Origin of the sequence: Vibrio sp. YYF0003, assembly GCF_036350715.1 — a bacterium.
GTDB classification, from domain to species: domain Bacteria; phylum Pseudomonadota; class Gammaproteobacteria; order Enterobacterales; family Vibrionaceae; genus Vibrio; species Vibrio natriegens.
The window spans coordinates 378,697-395,549 of record NZ_JAZDWA010000001.1; the positions used below are offsets into that span (position 1 = coordinate 378,697).

General features: G+C 43.8%; 17 protein-coding genes. 5 read left to right on the forward strand and 12 right to left on the reverse strand.

Features of this window, described 5'->3' with window-relative positions:
* Window positions 1–79: 79 nt before the first annotated feature.
* The 5 genes from V1U08_RS01730 to V1U08_RS01750 form a co-directional block, all read right to left on the reverse strand.
* Window positions 80–277 (reverse strand): hypothetical protein, encoded by a 198-nt coding sequence (locus V1U08_RS01730; RefSeq protein ID WP_330469741.1) that lies wholly within the window; start codon window positions 275–277, stop codon window positions 80–82.
* A 264-nt stretch (window positions 278–541) separates the two neighbouring features.
* A complete protein-coding gene (locus V1U08_RS01735; RefSeq protein ID WP_065303605.1) occupies window positions 542–853 on the reverse strand; it encodes a chemotaxis protein in 312 nt (103 codons plus the stop codon).
* 78 nt (window positions 854–931) lie between these two features.
* Entirely contained in the window at window positions 932–2,956 is a 2,025-nt protein-coding gene (locus tag V1U08_RS01740; RefSeq protein ID WP_330469742.1) for a replication endonuclease, read from the reverse strand.
* A 3-nt stretch (window positions 2,957–2,959) separates the two neighbouring features.
* Complete coding sequence (locus V1U08_RS01745) at window positions 2,960–3,175, reverse strand: hypothetical protein (RefSeq protein ID WP_330469743.1); 216 nt, start codon at window positions 3,173–3,175, stop codon at window positions 2,960–2,962.
* 2 nt (window positions 3,176–3,177) lie between these two features.
* Entirely contained in the window at window positions 3,178–3,372 is a 195-nt protein-coding gene (locus V1U08_RS01750) for a hypothetical protein (RefSeq protein WP_330469744.1), read from the reverse strand.
* A 189-nt stretch (window positions 3,373–3,561) separates the two neighbouring features.
* Here V1U08_RS01750 and V1U08_RS01755 point away from each other — a divergent pair, with 189 nt between their 5' ends.
* Window positions 3,562–3,930 carry a DUF3693 domain-containing protein gene (locus V1U08_RS01755; RefSeq protein WP_065304024.1) on the forward strand — a complete coding sequence of 123 codons (369 nt, stop codon included), beginning with the start codon at window positions 3,562–3,564 and terminating at the stop codon, window positions 3,928–3,930.
* A 263-nt stretch (window positions 3,931–4,193) separates the two neighbouring features.
* On the opposite strand, the gene yciH is transcribed toward V1U08_RS01755, so the two are convergent.
* The 4 genes from yciH to V1U08_RS01775 form a co-directional block, all read right to left on the reverse strand.
* Window positions 4,194–4,505 (reverse strand): stress response translation initiation inhibitor YciH, encoded by a 312-nt coding sequence (yciH, locus tag V1U08_RS01760; RefSeq protein WP_014234230.1) that lies wholly within the window; start codon window positions 4,503–4,505, stop codon window positions 4,194–4,196.
* A gap of 4 nt (window positions 4,506–4,509) precedes the next feature.
* On the reverse strand, window positions 4,510–4,890 hold the full coding sequence (locus V1U08_RS01765; RefSeq protein WP_330469745.1) for a DUF3319 domain-containing protein: 381 nt from the start codon (window positions 4,888–4,890) through the stop codon (window positions 4,510–4,512).
* A 114-nt stretch (window positions 4,891–5,004) separates the two neighbouring features.
* Window positions 5,005–5,994, reverse strand: coding sequence for a D-alanine--D-alanine ligase (locus V1U08_RS01770; protein WP_330469746.1), 990 nt, complete (start codon window positions 5,992–5,994; stop codon window positions 5,005–5,007).
* A gap of 149 nt (window positions 5,995–6,143) precedes the next feature.
* The gene (locus tag V1U08_RS01775; protein WP_330469747.1) at window positions 6,144–6,713 is read right to left on the reverse strand and encodes an SPOR domain-containing protein; all 570 of its coding nucleotides are present in this window, start codon (window positions 6,711–6,713) and stop codon (window positions 6,144–6,146) included.
* Window positions 6,714–6,956: 243 nt separating this feature from the next.
* Between V1U08_RS01775 and V1U08_RS01780 the strand changes: the two genes are divergently transcribed.
* On the forward strand, window positions 6,957–9,590 hold the full coding sequence (locus V1U08_RS01780) for a bifunctional acetate--CoA ligase family protein/GNAT family N-acetyltransferase (RefSeq protein WP_014234234.1): 2,634 nt from the start codon (window positions 6,957–6,959) through the stop codon (window positions 9,588–9,590).
* Window positions 9,591–9,703: 113 nt separating this feature from the next.
* Here V1U08_RS01780 and V1U08_RS01785 read toward each other — a convergent pair whose 3' ends face one another.
* The 3 genes from V1U08_RS01785 to V1U08_RS01795 all read right to left on the reverse strand — a co-directional run bounded on the left by V1U08_RS01785 (window position 9,704) and on the right by V1U08_RS01795 (window position 14,180).
* Window positions 9,704–10,591 (reverse strand): LysR family transcriptional regulator, encoded by an 888-nt coding sequence (locus V1U08_RS01785; protein ID WP_020334885.1) that lies wholly within the window; start codon window positions 10,589–10,591, stop codon window positions 9,704–9,706.
* Between the two features lie 584 nt (window positions 10,592–11,175).
* Complete coding sequence (gene galE, locus V1U08_RS01790; protein WP_118120058.1) at window positions 11,176–12,195, reverse strand: UDP-glucose 4-epimerase GalE; 1,020 nt, start codon at window positions 12,193–12,195, stop codon at window positions 11,176–11,178.
* Between the two features lie 65 nt (window positions 12,196–12,260).
* Complete coding sequence (locus tag V1U08_RS01795; RefSeq protein WP_330469748.1) at window positions 12,261–14,180, reverse strand: diguanylate cyclase domain-containing protein; 1,920 nt, start codon at window positions 14,178–14,180, stop codon at window positions 12,261–12,263.
* Window positions 14,181–14,469: 289 nt separating this feature from the next.
* Here V1U08_RS01795 and V1U08_RS01800 point away from each other — a divergent pair, with 289 nt between their 5' ends.
* From V1U08_RS01800 to V1U08_RS01810, 3 genes are read left to right on the forward strand one after another with little or no spacing between them, the layout of a single operon-like run.
* Window positions 14,470–15,225, forward strand: coding sequence for a 5-oxoprolinase subunit PxpA (locus tag V1U08_RS01800; RefSeq protein ID WP_065301167.1), 756 nt, complete (start codon window positions 14,470–14,472; stop codon window positions 15,223–15,225).
* The gene (locus tag V1U08_RS01805) at window positions 15,225–15,908 is read left to right on the forward strand and encodes a 5-oxoprolinase subunit B family protein (protein ID WP_330469749.1); all 684 of its coding nucleotides are present in this window, start codon (window positions 15,225–15,227) and stop codon (window positions 15,906–15,908) included. Before V1U08_RS01800 ends, V1U08_RS01805 begins: the two co-directional genes overlap by 1 nt.
* Window positions 15,905–16,840, forward strand: a complete 936-nt coding sequence (locus V1U08_RS01810) for a biotin-dependent carboxyltransferase family protein (RefSeq protein WP_330469750.1) — start codon at window positions 15,905–15,907, stop codon at window positions 16,838–16,840. Before V1U08_RS01805 ends, V1U08_RS01810 begins: the two co-directional genes overlap by 4 nt.
* The last annotated feature ends 13 nt before the right edge of the window (window positions 16,841–16,853 follow it).

Sequence of the window (16,853 nt, forward strand, 5' to 3'; positions counted from 1 at the left end):
CATAAGTCATAACTTGCCCTTGGATCAAAAAAGGGGCGAAGAACGCCCCCTTGAATCAGAAGAAAGAAGAAAAGGGGTATTAACCGCCGATTTTGCTCCACGCTTTTTTAGCAACACTGATTAACACCATTGCACCACCAACCGCAGCAACGAACGCACCAAAGCCGGTAATAATGGTTGTTACTGCACCCGCATCAGGGCCACCACTGGCAAAAGCTGAACCCGAAGCCATAAGAACGCCAGCCGCAACTAGCGCACGAGTTTTGAAGTTTTTCATAGGTCTGTTTCCTTATTTACTTAGACATTTTTTTCCAACACCAACAGAGCGCCAAAAACGCAGTTGCGTACGGCATTACCTCGATGAGTTGGGCGGTGGTCATATAGTTCGGCACAATGTCAGTGAGTAGCACCGAACTAAATCCAGATGCACAACTGTTATTTACTATTGGTTGTTCGCAGATGAGTACGTACATACAGAACCCTTAATAAACGCCAATTGCACACAACGAGTCCCGAAACTTTGCCGAGACTCAGTATTCTTTTACTTGTCGCCAGCCTGAGGCAGGGCGTACAGGTGGAAGCCTTCAATCGCAACGTGCTTACCGTCGTCATTGGCGAAGCTGAACTTCTTATGCTCAACGTCAAACATGATGCGCTTACCAATCGTGCGTTTAAGCAGTTCGCCCGCCTTGCCGTTGTCCCACAGTTCAGGAGACACACGTACTTCAATCGTGTCAGTCGGATTGGTAGTGATGAGACGTAACTTGCCATTCGTCTTTTGCTCGCCGTTACGGTCTACCTTGGTTTCTTGAGTGATATCGGATTCATCCAGAATCAAACCTTCCATTCTCATAATCGTTTGCCCTTATTTTTACGTTTAGTTGTTGGTTTAAATGGGAAAAGACAGTTATTGACACAAGTCCAAGGGAAATCAGTGCCACCAATCTGGAGGGGCTTCGCCCTCCTTATTGGTTGGCATGATTTCCTCTGGTGCTGTGAGCAGCAACGCTTCCATTTCTTCATACATCGCTAGGTGTTGCTCATACTGGCTGTATAAGTCATCACACATGCGCTGGTACTCTTGTTCGCGCTCTAATGCGTCAAAGTAATCGACCACGTTAGACATGATCCCTTGTTGAGCACTTAAGAATTTCTCTTTGTTCTGGGTCTTCCAGTTACGGAAACGAGTGGCGATAAACACCTTCTGAAACATCAGGCCATTTAAGCGAGCCTGAGCCATATCGCCGTAGCGGGTAGGAGAGTATTCACCACCGGACGCAATCAGCTTTTCAATCGCATTCGACACGGTGTATTCCGCTTTAACGGTTTGGTCATTCCTTTTTACAAACACGCCGCCCATGGCGTAACAGAAGGCTTTCCAGTCACCCTCATCGGCAGCGCGGCGAACGCTCTCTAACAGAAAGTGTTCGTCTTGATTTAGGTCGGTGAACAAGGCGTCATCCTCTTTGAATTCTTCACGTAGACGACGCATCTCGCGCCAGACCGTGACAGATGGGCCACCAATGAATTGGAATTGGCGTATCTGGTTAACGCGAGCCCAAGTGACAACGCGCTCAGCCGCATCCGAACCCGTAAGAGACGAGCCCTTATCTGAGTCGATATGCTGACCATCAATATTTTTGCTTAGGTATTTCGCTACGTAGCCAACCGCCGAACCCTGAGACCAGTCAATCACCTCAGCCTTAAAGCGGAATTTCTTCGCGCCTTTTTCGTCTGGTGAATCGACCATGGCCAAGCGACGAAACTCGTTAATCACCAGTTTTCGGTGCGCCTTTTCCATAAACAGCAGCAAGTGGTGATGCGGTGTGCCGTCCTGATGTGGCTCAACGATACGCATCCCGTACACTTTGATTTTGTTCTTATCGAGGAACTTACGCAGCTTTGACCAGACCGACATAAGGTGGCCGTGAGCCTGTTTAGCGTCGGGCTTGTCTGCGTTAAGCCAGTTATCGTTAGTCCTTCCGTTCGATACGCAGTGGAAACGAGACGGAGCCGTCACGGTAAAGAACACCGCATCATGATTCGATTCTTGTGCGATTTCCTCAAAGCCGCGCAGACGCACGAACATCTCAGAACGGCGAACCTCGGGATTAGAAACCGACTTGGCCGATAGCTCACTTAACGTGAAGTAGTTAGAAAGATCGTTTTCGTCGTAAGCAACGGTATTGTCTAACGCGATACGGTTAGAGCTATTACGGTCACGTTGACGGTGTAGCGAGAAATCAGAGCAATAAACTTGCTTACGGCGTTGAACGAGTGCCAAATCACGGGCAACACATTCAACCTCGTAAGCACACTTACGGCGAAGCTGGCGAACGAGCCAATGCTCATCCAGCGCACGATTCACCAGTGCAAAGAGTTCACAGTTGGTTGTGGCATGGTTGATTGCGTCTTCAGAAAAGGCCAAGCCTAATGAGTCGAGTAGCTGAACCACTTTATCAAAACGCACTTGTGAGAATTCCTCGGGAATTGCGTTAATAACACGAGCAAAATCGCGAGACTTACGTTTTGCTAAGTCAGTAATCTCATCGTCCGACATTGCATAGCTGTAACCGTGAGTCGTCAAACGCTCATGCGCCTCAGTCACTGCGCTCGCAGCCTGAATCGCATCGCGAGCCTTTAAGATATCGGTGTAAGCCCTTGTCATATGGGGCGCAAACGCTCCGTTACGATGTAACGTTTTAGGTAAGTCAAAACAAGGATTAGAAGTAGGGCGCGTAATAAATTCTGACTTATCATGCGAGTAGATTTGCGCGTCCAGCGTAGTCATCGCGCGCGCCGCCATTGGGTAATCTGGGCGCGTGTGGTCGGCGTAATCAAAACGATGATTGAACAGGTTGTCTTCGATATGCTCGGTAGAATTCCACGAATGAACCTGAACAAACTCGATGTATTCTTGTTTACCTGAGGCTAAGTCGACAACCAGTTCACGCATGACTTATGCCTCGCTCAACTCAAAAAGCGCAGCATCAGACAACCCATGAAGCACATGATTTTTGTCGTTATCTACGATTTGTTGCGCTTGGGAGTCACAAGATGAGCAGCCGCAGAACTGGCCGCCACAGGAACACAGTTCGTCTTCGTTATGACGAGCATCTGAATAGATTGAGACTTTGAGACAGTCTTGGCAAAGAACGAACTTTGAACGTGTCATGATTACGCCTCCACAATTTGAGCGTTGTGCCATTTGGCCTGAAGCTTTAAAAGTTGAGACTGAGCCTCTTTCTGAGACATAGGAATAGCATCTTGCTTTAGAGCAGTAATAACCGGAGTAAGACCCATATCAGTCATCTCGAAGTGAGACAGGAAACGAGGAAAAACACCTGATGCGACTTGAAGAATGTATTTCATAACAACCACCTTGACTTAGTTGAACCTAAAGAGTGACCGCCAAAGCCAAGACGTACGCGTCAAGGGCAAACGCCCCAAGCTGAGACGGTCTAAATTCGATTTATCGGAACTATAATTGCGATAAATCGAATCCACAAGATGCGAAAAATCGAACTTTTAGAGCTAGAATGGAAAAAAAAGGAGGTGCTCATGTACGCCAATGAACTATTAAATGCCTACAAAAAGGCTCAGAACTACGTACAAGATAAGCAAATTGCACACGATTTGAATTTGCAGCCGAACAAGATAAGCAAAATAAGAAAAGGCATTCGCTATGTGTCTGATGAAGAAGCAATTTTTCTTGCACATGGTGCAGGTATCGACCCTGAACTTGCTTTGTTAGGTTGTCACGCTGATCGCAACGAAAATCCAGCTATAAAAAGCATGTGGGAAAGCATTGCAAAAAAGTATAACGGGCTTGGATTGTCAGGGATATCAATGGCTGCGGCTGGTTTGGCGGTGGTGATTTCGAGTCCGGTGAGATCCTCAATTCAGTGCGCATTATATGTGTTATGTTAAATTAAATGCAGTGCTACTTGAAATCTTATCATTTAAAGTCTCCTATCCCTCTCAGATTTTAAATTTGTGGTCACAGGTACTTGTAAGGTTTTAGAGCTCTGATTAAACATAAAGGCTATTTACCATAAAATAGCTAATATCGATATATCAATCTGCGATTGCTCAATCTTCAATTAGCAGTTAACAAGAATGCAGATGACTAAACTTCGAAAAACAGATGTAAAAAAAGCGTCTCTCGAGACGCTCTAATTCAATCTGGATTCTTAACCGCCAGCTAGTTTAACGGTCATGCCTTTCTTTTCCAGGTGTGCTTTGATTTTGTCTCGCGCATCACCTTGAATTTCTATGTTGCCATCTTTAACTGAACCACCACAGCCACAGACTTTCTTGAGTTCTGCTGCAAGTAATTTTAGTGGTGCGTCATCAAGGTCTAAGCCTGTAACGATACAAACACCTTTACCTTTACGGCCTTTTGTTTGGCGTTGAATACGCACGATACCATCGCCTTTAGGGCGAGCAATTTTCTCTTCTTCCGGTTTGATTCGGCCGGTTTCCGTTGAATATACTAGGGACATACTGTTATTTCTTGTGTTGTTGGGTCTGCAATGCTTTTTTCTTAGCAGCTAAATAAGCTTCGATATGACGTTGAATGGCCAACTTACCGCCTTTGATTAGTTTACCATTAAACATGCAATACCATTCATTCGGCTCACCCGAATCATTTTTTAAAGTATAGCCGTTAAAAGCAACTGATTGTGTTCCTGCGGTGCTTTGCCTGGACTGTGCAAGAGAAGCAAATTCTTTTGGATCGATGATTGAAGCAGTATCGCACCACCAGTCAATACTTTTTTTAACTGAGGTCAGATTACCTTGCAAGACGTGGCTTTTGATCTTTACCTTCCAAAGGCTGCCATCCAAACTGGATTTTAAATTAAAGCCTCTATATGTCGCAACTGCCATAAATGCCCCATTTTTGTATCAATTTCAGTCGTCTAAGAGAATTTAATGAGCATCCATACAGTGAGATGCTCAGCACAAGCACTTCTAACACAATCTATTGTTAAATAACGTTATTTACTTTGCACTATTGATGCAGTCTTGAAGAAACTCGTGGAATTTGTGGCCATTGTTTTGAAGCATTTTCGGGAACATCGAGATTGGTGTCATACCCGGGAACGTATTCACTTCATTCAGGTAAATCTCTCCATCTTCAGTAAGGAAGAAATCAATACGAGACAAATGACGTAGGTTCATCTGTTTAAATACGGTCTCTGACTCTTGCTTGATCGTCTCTATCTGTTCTGGTGTAAGGCTTTTTGCTTCAACTTCCGTCAATGAGTGGCTGGCACTGCTGTATTTTTCATCGTACGAATAAAATGTACCATCAGGCGCGATAACTTCACCAGGTTTCGTCACATAGAGTTCGCCATTCATTTCATACGCGGCAACTTCTAATTCTCTAGGCTTAACTGACTTTTCTACTAAAACTTGATCAGAGTAACCAAAAGCAGCATTAACCGCGTCAGAAAGCATTTCTCTTTCCGTTACGCTGTAACAACCAACTGAAGATCCTTGTCTTGCTGCTTTAACGAATACTTTGCCCCACTTATCAAACGCTTGCTGAGCTTGAATATGAGCTTGCTCATTATTTTTAGTCAGGAACAAGTATGGTGTGTTCGGTATACCCAGTGCGTCGTACCAAAGTTTCGATGTGATTTTGTTGAAACTGTTGCTGCTTGCTTCTGGTCCGCAACCCAGATAAGGAATGCCAGCGATTTCAAATAGAGATTGAATATCGCCCGTTTCACCAGGGAAACCATGAATACAAGGTACGATGAAGTCAATTGTCTGATTTGAGTCGTTAGAACATAAGCATTTGGTATTGAGGTCCAAGTAAACCAATTCGCCTTGATCGGTCATCCAACCTTCGTTTTTGATCTCTACACGCGTTACCTTGATGTTCTCAATGAGATTCAGTTGTTGTTCGACAAAGTTAGCAGACAGCAATGATATCTCGTGCTCTGAAGAGCCACCACCGCATAATAGAAGAATATTTTTAATCATGAATCAATCTTTCCGTGACCTACAAAAGATACTTATTGTTATGATAACCCTTTGAGAAGTGACGTACAGTTATTTTACTGTGAGGCGTATCGTTCGGGTACGATTTGAACAAATTAAAAAGGGAGCGATATGCCCCCTACTTAGTTTGATCAGTTTAGTTTATTAAGCGTCGGATATGCCGAATTTTTAATCGCATCAATGCTTTTGACAAAAGGCTTTAACTGACGCAATTGAACTGGAAGCGTTGCGATCGCCTTTTGTGCTTCCGCACTTGTCGCATAATCTCCGTATAAAATGGAGTACCATTTGGTGCCATTGACTACTTTGTAGTTAGCCCAAATCGGCTGCTCACTTTGCGGTAGTTTGTTGGTGAACTGAGTCACTTTATCTTCACTACCAACAGCGACAACTTGAATGGTGTATCCGAAACGTTGAACTGCTGATTGATCCTTGCTTGGTGGCATGATCTTAACCGGTTTTACCTGATCGTTAGGAGTCAGTTTTATGACTTTCTTTTCTTCAGGTTTAGGTGTCATTTTCACCACTGTTGGTGCTACATCTTTCTCAACGACGGCATTTTCAGACGCCATAATTGGTTTTGATATGACATCTGAAGAATAGTCCTCGCGAAAACTCTCTGAGGTAACATCCGTAGTGTAGGTTTCAGATGCACAAGCGGAAAGAAGAAGGGTTAAGCCGATGATTGCGGTCTTTTTCATGAATAACAAACGCTCTGAACAAATATTACGATAAATCATGCCGATAGGAGGCTCGATTATCAAGCATCAAATACAATAAACTGCCTTTTTGATGTGATGAGTGACACAAACTCTACAAGCTTCGTACAGTTTTTCTCCGTTGTTTATCTCTGGCATGTTTTCTCTAAGAAGTATTCGTTTATGATTATTGATATCCATCCAGTAAAGCTCTCAACAATATCGTGTTAAAGGCAAGGAATCTGCATGAATAAACTACATAAGCTTTTTAAACCTGATTCAGTTGCGGTAGTTGGCGCATCACCGAGAGAGTTACGCGCGGGTCACGTGGTCATGCGCAATCTTCTTCAAAGTGGTTTTGGTGGCGCGATTATGCCAGTAACGCCAAAACATAAAAGTGTATTAGGCGTTATCGCTTATCCTGACATCGCTTCCCTGCCCTTGACTCCAGATATCGCGATTCTTTGTACTAACGCTTCACGTAATGAAAAGCTTCTCAAGGAATTAGACGAGCGTGGAACTCAGTTCGCTATCGTAATCTCTGATGACACTCAAATCGTCGATGTGTCTTCGCTTAATATTCGGGTCTTGGGTTCCAACAGCCTTGGCATTATTCTCCCTTGGCACAACTTCAATTGTACGTTTTCTCCGGTTGCTGCCAAACCAGGGAAAATTGCTTTTATTTCTCAATCAGCCGCCGTTTGTACAACTGTTCTGGATTGGGCGAACGACAAAAATATCGGCTTTTCGTCATTTATTTCGATTGGACGAGGTCAGGATATCGATTTTGCCGATTTACTTGATCATTTGAGTATGGACGGACATACCGAGGCCATCTTGCTCTACGTTGACTCGATCAGTGATGCTCGCCGCTTTTTATCAGCGGCCAGAGCGGCGTCCCGAAATCGACGTATTCTTGTTTTAAAAGCAGGACGGTCGAAAGAGATGAATACGCTTGAGCAGCAAGACGGCGATACCTTAGACATTATTTATGATTCTGCGATCCGCAGAACAGGTATGTTGAGGGTTAGTAATACTCATGAGTTATTTGCAGCGGTAGAAACTCTAACCCACTCAGTCCCCCTGCGTGGAGAACGACTAGCGGTCATTACCAACGGCGGTGGGCCTGCAGTGATGGCCGTGGATACGCTTTTCGAACGTGGCGGTAATTTAGCGACGCTTGATGAAGCTTCGACCGAGCAATTGAGAGCCGTTCTGCCGCCAAACTGGCGAGAAGTGAACCCCATCGACCTCTCTGGTGATGCGACCAAAAAGCGCTACGTCGACACCATAAATGCTTTAATGAACAACGATTGTGCGGATGCAATTTTGATTATGCACAGCCCTTCTGCTGTTTCTGATCCACTAGATACGGCGTACGATGTGATTGAAGCGATTAAGTCCCATCCGAGGCATAAGCACTTTAACATCCTGACTAACTGGTCGGGAGAACAAACATCTCGTGAGGCTCGTCTTGCTTTCACTCAAGCGGGAATACCGACTTATCGAACACCAGAAAGTGCAGTTGTTGCCTACATGCACCTTGTGGAATACCGCAGAAACCAAAAGCAACTGATGGAAACACCAACAACGGCAGAACCGTTGCACTCGGGAAGCATCAATTCTGCTATGGAATGGGTAAATGAACGACTACTGGATAAAAACACAGTGTCACTAGATACACACCAGACTAGCCCACTTTTTAAACTGTTTGGTTTCAATGTGCTGCCAACGTGGATCGCGTCCGATGCAATAGAAGCGGTACATATGGCGGAAAATATCGGCTATCCGGTAGCGGTAAAACTGCGCTCTCCTGATATTCCACACAAGTCAGACGTTCATGGTGTTGCCCTCAACCTGAGAAACAGTAATGAAGTCTCGAGTGCATCAAATTCGATTCTAGATGCTGTAAAACTTAGCTATCCATCTGCTAACGTCCACGGCCTTTTGGTACAAGGTATGGCTAAACTTGGCAGTGCTGAAGAAATACGAATCAGTATTGCTGTAGACAAAGTATTTGGGCCGGTGATATTGCTTGGTCAAGGTGGTTCTGAATGGAATATTGCTCAAGATGCCGTGGCCGCGTTACCGCCATTAAACATGACTCTGGCGCGTTATTTAGTCGTGGTTGCTTTGAAATCAGGCAAGATCCGCTTGCAAAAGCATAAAGATGCTTTCGATATTACCGAACTGTCGAAATTCTTGGTTCGTATTTCGCAGATGGCGGTTGAGTTACCAGAAATACACAGACTGGATATCCATCCAGTACTCGTGTCTGGGAACGATTTGACGATCATTGATGCGGATTTGACGTTAACAAAATATGAAGGCGATGCTCAAACGCGTCTTGCTATCCGCCCTTTCCCGGCAGAGTTTGTTGAAACGGTCACTCTGCGCGACGGTCAACCAGTCTTACTTCGCCCTATCTTGCCTGAAGATGAGCCTCTACATGCTCAATTCATCAATAACGTATCCAGAGAAGATCTTTACAAGCGATTTTTCTCCGAAGTTGGTGAATTCAACCACGAGGCTTTGGCTAACTTTACTCAAATCGATTACGACAGAGAAATGGCATTTGTCGCCGTCGCATTTGATAAGAGCGGCCCATCAATTATTGGCGTAGCCCGCGCTCTGATCACGCCCGATAATAGCGACGCTGAGTTTGCTATTCTCATTCGCTCTGATCTAAAAGGAAAAGGCCTCGGCAAGGTATTGATGAAAAAAATCATTAGCTATTGCCAAGTTAAAGGCACTAAGCAAATATCAGGAATGACAATGCCGACTAATCGTGGAATGCTGATGTTAGCACAAAGCCTCGGGTTTGATATTGATGTTCAGTTTGAAGATGGTATTGCAGATATGGTCTTAGCGTTAAACTAGAATGAAGGCCCAGCTTTCGACGTTTTCTACATGGATAGAATCGTTCAAGCTGGGCTTTGTCTTGTCTGGAAACAAAACTTAGTGCTGAAAAACCCAATACTTTTGTGACAAGGTCACTTTAACGCCCAATTTTTTTTCAAATATTGAATACACCAGGATTTAGCCTCTCCCATTGTGTTTCGACGCCACGCGAGAATGACGTCCATAGGTATTGGCTCCGTACCTTCGATCAACTTGAGCTCTCCACTTTCAATCAGCGGCTGAGCTATTTGGCTTGGCAGTGTTCCGATACCTAGCCCCGCTCTGAGTGCATCAACCTTCGCTGTAAAATTGGTGACCGTTAACCTTGGTTGCTTTTGAATAATATTCATTGAAAGCGCTGGTTGCTCTCGAGCCGTGTCTGCGATCGCAATAATACGATACTTTTCTCTTGCCGCTTCATCAAAATCACCGCTGCGTTTATGCACATAGTGGTTTGCAGCAGCAACCCAAAGCATGGTCATCTTACCTATTTTTTCTGACTTCACTTCTTGAGGAAGCGTGTCCAGGGATGGACAAATCAATAGATCAGAACGGCCTGTGTTGAGCGATTCCCAACCACCTGCCAAAATCTCTTCTTGCAATCTGACTCGGGTAGAACTGACTTCAGATAGCGCATCCACCATAGGAAAAAAGTTACAAACAGGAATAATGCCATCGAATGCAACGGTGATATCTAATTCCCACCCATTTGCCAATACCGTAGCGTCGTTTACCAGCTTTTCACTGGCCTTCAATATATCTCGCCCGCGTTCAAGGATGAGTTTACCAGCTTCGGTAAAATGAGCTTTATGCCCTGAGCGATCGAAAATAATGATATCTAAGTCTTGCTCAAGTTTTTGAATTTGGTAGCTAAGTGACGAAGGAGCTCTGTCTAATTCATTGGCGGCTGCAGCAAAACTGCCTCTTCGGTCTATTGCATCCAAAATATGGAGCGCTTCTAAAGTGATCGGACTGTGCACATTAACTTCCTTTACCTGATGTATACCACACGAGTGGTGACTTATCAGACAGTTAATAAATCAAGAAACAACAATATAACACATTGATTAGTAATGACGAGAAATGCCTATTTTGCAACGTTTTCCTGATTATACGATCGTCAGTTGCTGGTTAGCCATGTCTGAGTTGGGTCGAATCTAGGCGGTTTGGAATTAAAGATACGGTTAGATGAGTAGAATCAGAAGGAAACTTAATTAAAAATGATGACTTAATCCTTAGATACAACAAAGCCAGCTAAATGCTGGCTTTTTATCAAATTTTCATTTCTAAAAGGTAAAGAAAAGTATGGAAAATGAAAATTTACTGCTGTGCCATCTCTTTTTTCACCATTACAGCTGCTGCTACGATGAAAGCGATGATTAGACCGAGTTCCATGAACTACCCCAGTGATTATGAGAAAGAAAAGACCAAAACTTGAAGTCGGGCATAGTTTAGCACGTCTAGGATTCGTTGCTAGCTTTTAACCTCAAATTTACGATTTTTACGATTTAGATCAAAAAAGGCGCAAAACTGCGCCTTTTAGGTTATAAACTTGTTAAATGCATTAGTTCAGCTCAGGATAACCTTGCGGATTTTGAGATTGCCATCTCCAAGTATCACTCGTCATTTCTTCAAGCGTACGGGTTGCTTTCCAGCCTAATTCAGTAGCCGCTTTACACGGATCCGCCCAACATTCCGCGATATCGCCTGGGCGACGCTCAACCAGCTTGTAAGGCACTTCTTTGCCACTCGCTGCTTGGAAAGCCTCAACCATTTCAAGGACGCTATAACCTTTGCCTGTACCTAAGTTATAAATATGCAGTCCTGATTTGTTACCTACTTTCTCTAATGCTGCTACGTGACCGTCAGAAAGATCCATAACATGGATATAGTCACGAACTCCTGTACCATCTGGAGTTGGGTAGTCGTTTCCAAATACCGACAGGAACTCACGACGACCAACGGCAACTTGTGAGATAAATGGCATCAGGTTGTTTGGAATCCCCTGAGGGTCTTCACCAAGCTCACCTGTTGGATGAGAGCCAACTGGGTTGAAATAACGTAACAGAGTGATACTCCAATCTGGGTTCGCTTTTTGAAAGTCTGTAAGACACTCTTCGACCATCAATTTACTGCGACCATATGGATTGGTAGCACTTGTTGGAAAATCCTCTGTAATTGGCACAGAAGCTGGATCACCATAAACCGTTGCTGAAGAACTAAATACTAATGACTTAACACCAGCTTCACGCATTGCATCAACCAATACCAAAGTACCGTTTACGTTATTATCATAATACTCTAGTGGTTTCGCTACGGATTCACCAACGGCTTTTAAACCAGCGAAATGAATAACCGCTTCAATATCATTGCTTTGCAGCGCATCAACTAGCGCTGCTTTATCGCGAATATCAGCCTTAATGAACTTCGGACTTACTCCGCAAACTTTTTCAATGCGGTGTAATACGGCAGGATTACTATTATATAAGTTGTCTAAAATCACTGGTGTCATACCAGCTTCAATCATTTGAATACAAGTGTGGCTTCCGATATAGCCCATACCGCCTGTAACAAGTACTTTCATTTTATGTTCCTTCTGACGCGAATAAGGATAGTCTAAAGCTTTAACGCTTTAATTAAAACTGTCTCTTACAACTCATATCCCATTAATATTGCTCGCCCTTTTCCGGATTTTTTAGCTTGGTACATCGCAGTATCCGCACTTTTCAAAACGCGGGCGGCATCTCGCTCATTGATACTCACCAGCTTCACTCCAATGCTTACGCCTACTTGTAGATCATTTTGACCATATTGAATCGGATTACATATTGCGGTCAGTAACTGTTCCGCAATGCGTGTGACGATAGTCTGATTAGCTGGGTTGACCAGCATTGCAAACTCATCACCAGACAGCCTGGCGATCAAATCACCGTGTCTTGTTGCGGATACAAGTCGTTTGCTCACGATTCTCAGCACTTCATCGCCAGCGTCATGCCCGTAGGTGTCATTGATTGCTTTGAATCCATCCAAGTCTAAATAAAGTACCGCAAATTCGTCTCGGACGTAGGCTGATCTTTGTACCAGATCTTCTAACTCTGCGTTGAATTTAGCACGATTCGCTAATCCGGTCAGCGGGTCATGATGCGCCAGGTATTCTAAGCGTTCCATCTCTTTTGCATCAGAAAGGTCGGTAAGTACAATCACTGAATCGTAAAGGCTGTTTCTTTCGCATTTTACAATACAGTTTACTTTCGCAAACATCGGAATAAGCTTGCCTAGGCGATTCTCCTCTAAGATTTCCCCCTGCCAAATACCATAATTTGTAAGGGACTGGACAATATGTGGAACCATTCTCCTCAGTTTTAAATGGCGAATATTATTAATTAACGGCTTTCCAACTAACTGGTCGTTCGCTACCCCCATCAACTTTGAAGCCGCAGGGTTAATCATTGTTATCACCCCTTTATGATCGAGAACGATTAGGCCATCCTGACTACTTTCAAACACTCGCCCAGCAATGTGTTCTCGACTCAGTGAAGCCTCTAACTCTGTAACGTCCCGAACCTCGAACAACATACAACTTTGGTCTGAAAGGTATCGGCTTGATACATTAAATTGACGGCTACTATCCACATCCGTTAGTGTCATCTCATTGCATTGCGAGGATTTTTCTAGAAATTGGGCGAGCTCACGGCCTGTTTTTGTTTTAATGAGATCGCGAACATGCGTTTGCAATAAGTGATGGTTATTGCGATTAAAAATTTGATAAGTCGCTGAATTACAGTGAATGATCATTCCTTTACGGTCTACCGTAATCAGGGCGTACTGTAATGATTCAATAACATCTTGAAGAAAGCAGTTCTCTTGTTTCAGGGATTCTAGGTTATGTTGGCGCTGTTTATCACGTTGTCGATGTTTCGTTACCATACTTTCAAATGAGCAAAGTAACTCGTCTATTTCATCGCGTAAATCATGCCCTCTTTCTACCTTAAACTGATGGCCAGAGCCGAAATCGTCTACCGCAAGTTTAAGATCCAGTAATGGTTTAAAAGCTGAACGATCTGTAAGGGCTCGTAAAAGTACGTCAACCAGCAGCAAGATAAGGGTTCCTATTATGCCATCTGTTACCAACATCAGAACGCTCGGGTTAGTTAACTTTACTTCTATCAATGCCACAATAGAGCCGTAATGGGTAATGGCAACTTCTATATACTCGTATTCGGATTCCGCATTGCTTCCTGAGCTTTTCATTTCATTCAGTTGAGTAAGGGTTACTCCATCTTTACTTAAAAAAGTGATTGTCCGCTTGTCGCTGTCTTTTAATTGAACGGCTGCAATGGCGGATTGCTGCAGTAGCTCAGAAAGAATTGATTCAACCTTTTGCTTGTCGTTTACACTAAGCGCATCTTTAATTGAATGTGAGGCGATGTTAATTAAAAGCCGCGTGTCTTCAGCAAGTTTGACCTTTGACGACAGATGCACGGCATGATAGATGTAAACTTTACTGATGACGAAGATGGCAGCGATAGAAACTAAAGTTGGCCAAATAAGTTTTATTCGTAATGACATTTAATGCCCCGTAGTCAGATAACAATCAAACAACCGAAGATGAATATGCAACCCATTCCTTATTTAGGGCGCAAAGCGTAACACGGTGGTGAATAAAATCATCGACAACGGCATAAAAAATGAATTGAAATAGAATGAATTACCTAAATATTCGAATCAATTCAAATAATCTAAAGTTAATACTGTAACGAGACTTACCTCGTTTAACTGTTTAAATAATGAACTTAATCACTGAAACCAGGCGTATCTTCCTGCATCGTCAGTTGATTGCTTGAGTAAAATTGAACGTATGACACTGAATAAACAACAACTCACACTAAATTGCGATATGGGCGAAAGCTACGGCTCTTGGAAAATGGGGGCCGATGAAGACGTAATGCCTCATGTTGATATGGCCAATATCGCCTGTGGGTTTCACGCATCCGATCCAAACGTGATGCATGAAACCATCACTCTTGCCAATATGAATGATGTCGAAATTGGTGCTCATCCGGGCTATCCCGATATACAGGGTTTTGGGCGTCGTTCATTGAGTATGACGGGTGATGAGATCACGAACATGGTTGTTTATCAGGTTGGTGCGTTACAAGCACTTTGCCGCGCTCAGTATACTGATATTGGCTATATCAAGCCCCACGGTGCGCTGTATAACGACATGATGAAAAACGATGCTGTTTTTCGAGCTGTTGTTAAGGCTGCTGCTTTATTCAAAGTGCCGTTGATGATTCTTGCATCGCAAGAGAACGAAAAATACTTAGAAATTGCAGATGACTTTGATGTGCCATTGCTGTTCGAAGCATTTGCAGACAGACTTTACCAAGACAATGGCATGCTTACGCCAAGAACGCAGCCAAATGCAGTCTTAAAAACTGAACATGCCATTCTCGAACAAGTACGCATGTTAGCGGAATCAGGCCGTGTAAAAACCGCATCGGGTAATTATATTCTTCTCGAAGCCGATACAATTTGTGTTCACGGAGATAACGAAGAGTCCATTGCTTTGATTAAAAAAATTCGTCAGAGCCTGTATTCTGGAGGGAATTAATGCAACAGGAAACGTTTAATATTTCAGCTGTCTCGGAATCCAGTATCCTAGTAAGATTTGAGGAGTGCATTCATGAGGAGCACATCGGAGAAGTAGCTCGCCAAATAAGGGAACATCTGGCCAGTGTTACCATGAATGTTATTCCTTCTTATAGAACCGTCTTAATTGACTACCTGCCCTTTAGAATCGATGAAAGCAGTCTGATTGATAAAGTAAACCATATTCTCCGCCAGTTCGAACCTGAGTTGTATGACCGCCGACAGCCTAACAATATTTCGATTCCTGTTTATTACTCAGAAGAAACCGCATTAGATTTAGAACGATTTAACAATTGTGGTTTATCCTTGCAAGACGTAATAGACCTGCATACTCAAACGGTCTATAGCGTCTCTGCTATAGGGTTTGCGCCAGGTTTTGCCTTTCTATCCGATGTTTGTGACAAGCTGGTTATGCCAAGACTCACCACCCCTAGAACCCGTGTTCCTGCCGGTAGCGTAGGCATTGCTGACAGTAAAACGGCGGTCTATCCATCGGATAGTCCGGGCGGGTGGAATATTATTGGCCGAAGTCCGCTCGCTTTATTTTCTGATACTCCTCCCTTCATTCCGTTTGATGTAGGTGACAGGGTGACGTTTTCTGCAATTACTAAACAGGAATTTATCGACTTAGGAGGAGTTTTATGAGTGACGCGGGATTGCGAGTAGAAAAACCAGGACCACTTTCATTGATTCAAGACTTTGGTCGTTTTGGTTTAGCGCATATTGGTATTACCCAAGGTGGCCCTGTCGATGATTACGCGTATAGTTGGGCAAACTACCTGCTCGGCAACCCAGTAAATTGTTCTACCGTCGAAATTACATTAGGAAACGCGACGTTTGTTGCGTTACATAATTGCCATCTCGCTATCTGTGGTGGTGATTTAAACGCAAAAGTTGACGGAGTACCAATTGCGAATTGGTCTGACTTCATACTAAAAACAGGCCAGAAACTTCACTTTGGCATGCCTAAAAATGGATTGCGAGCTTATTTGGCGGTGAAAGGCGGATTCGATATTGCAGAACATCTTGGAAGCTCATCAACGGTTTGTAGAGAGTTACTTGGTGGCCTGGACGCTAAAGGTAGTGCGCTGCAAACTGTTGATATATTGCCGTTTACCCCTCACCGATTACCCCAGCATAAACCGAGACAAATGACCTTTCGCTTTAAGCCCGACTACAACCTACCCGTTAAGTTAAGAGTGATAGAAAGCTACCAGTATGATGACTTTGATGTCGAAGCGTTAGATGCCCTTTACTCAAGTGAGTTTACCATCTCACCGGATTCCAATCGCATGGGATACCGGCTACAAGGCGACACAATTACACCGCCGTACGATGGAATACTGTCTGAAGGTATCGCTCTTGGCGCAATACAGGTGCCCAATGATGGCAATCCGATTGTACTGTTCAACGACCATCAAACCATAGGTGGTTACCCGAAGCTTGGATGTGTAGCAAGAATAGATTTACCAAGACTGGCGCAAGCAAAGCCCGGTCAAAAGGTAACGTTTGTAAAAGGTGATAGATTGAGGTTGCAAGACTTGTGGTGTCAATGGGCTCAGTTTTTTGGCTACTGAGCCCAATTAATGC